This is a genomic window from Candidatus Kurthia intestinigallinarum (genome assembly GCF_003991225.1).
Taxonomy (GTDB): Bacteria; Bacillota; Bacilli; order Bacillales_A; family Planococcaceae; genus Kurthia; species Kurthia populi.
Map to the genome: position 1 here is coordinate 1 of NZ_JTFC01000246.1, position 1319 is coordinate 1319.

Annotated in this window: 1 protein-coding gene; it reads left to right on the forward strand. The window is 34.1% G+C overall.

Annotated features, from left to right (window positions below):
• Positions 1-1319: Eco57I restriction-modification methylase domain-containing protein (locus QI30_RS20215; RefSeq protein ID WP_199754758.1), on the forward strand; the 1319-nt coding region annotated here is incomplete at both ends.

Genomic DNA, 1319 nt, shown 5'->3' on the forward strand with positions numbered 1-1319 from the left:
TTAGATGCTGAAAAAAAGAAACCAAAACAACGCACACCTGAAGAACAAGAGGCAATTGATAAATTAAATGAACTAAAAAAGCAGAAGAAAACAATGATTAGTATCTTACGAGGTATCAGTATTCGTATCCCGATGATGATTTTTGGTGCAAATATTGATGCCGATAAAGAAATCACATTGCGTAATTTTGTGAATTTAGTTGATGAAAAATCATGGAATGAATTTATGCCTCCTGGTGTGACAAAAGAGTTATTTAAAAAATTCAGCAAATATTACGATGCTGAAGTATTTGTAGAAGCGGGTTTAAAAATTCGTCGTAAAGCAAAAGCAGCGGATAAGAGCAGTTCCGTAAAAGAACGTGTAATGAAAATTGCAGATATTTTCGCTACCTTTAAAAACCCTGATAAAGAGACTGTTTTAACACCATGGAAAGTTGTCAACCGTCATTTAATCGAGACACTCGGTGGTGAATCATTTTTTGATGAAAAATTTGAATATGCCCTTCACGATGGAGAAAACACAAGACTCTATACTAAGCCAAACATTACTAAAAACTCTTTAATGAATAGTGATAGCAAGGTTTTAGAAATCAATTCAAAATCCGGTTTATATCCATTATTAGCTTGTTACAACATCTATCGTCAACGAGTAAATGAATTTAGAGCCAGTGTATCCAATGAAGTGTTATCCCGTGAGAAACACTTTGAACTTTGGGAACAAACGCTCAGAGAAAACATTTTTGTTATCGCAAAGACACCTATGGCCAAAACAATTTCAGAAAGAACGCTTAGAGGTTATAATGATTACGATACAAATGTAGTTTATTATGAAAACATTATGACCGATGTAAAAACTCAACGAGAAAACATCCTAGACAAAATTCAAACTATGTTTAATAAAGGGGGAGAAAAATTGAAATTTGATGTTGTTATTGGTAATCCTCCCTATCAAGAAATGGACGGCGGCGCTCAAGCAAGTGCAGGACCAATTTATCAAAACTTTGTTCGTGCAGCTAAAGCAATGAATCCTAAATATATTTCAATGATTATGCCTAGTCGTTGGTATGTAGGTGGAAAAGGGCTTGATGATTTCCGTGAAGAAATGCTAAACGATCTGCACTTACGTGAACTGCATGATTGGCTTACACCTGAAGATATTTTTCCAAATACCAACATTCGTGGTGGTGTATGTTATTTTTTATGGGATGCAAATTATGATAACTCACGTAATTTGACTCGTGTTATTACACACGAAAAAAATAAAATTATTGCCGATTTAATGCGTCCAATGAAAGTAAACGGTTTAGAAATTTTTGTACG